1 protein-coding gene is annotated in these 341 nt (G+C 43.7%); it reads left to right on the top strand.

The features are described from left to right. Positions 1-341 (top strand): mucin-binding protein (locus N5909_RS00070; protein ID WP_419965926.1); only part of this gene is annotated, 341 nt, incomplete at both ends.

Here is a 341-nt window from a genome sequence, read left to right as displayed (position 1 = left end):
AACCGTGTTCTCACAACAGATGAAGTAACAGGTAAGTCAGGAGAAGCCATTGCCTACAGCACAACAAGTCAAATCAATGAATTCAAGAAACAAGGTTATAACCTTGTTAGCGATGAATTTACAGCAGGTGGTGCTAAGGTTTATGACTACGATACAGCACGTGACCAAGTCTACACTGTAACCCTTTCAGAACGTGTTGAACCGGTTAATCCAGATAACCCAACTCCACAACCAAACACACCAGTCAATCCAGGACAACCAGATAGCCCACGTTGGCCAGGAACCGTTGAAAACTTGGATAACAAGGAAAGTGTTAGCCGTACCATCCATTACGTTTACGA

The organism is Streptococcus gwangjuensis (assembly GCF_028156745.1).
Classification (GTDB): Bacteria; Bacillota; Bacilli; order Lactobacillales; family Streptococcaceae; genus Streptococcus; species Streptococcus gwangjuense_A.
This window is presented reverse-complemented; position numbering and strand designations above follow the sequence as displayed.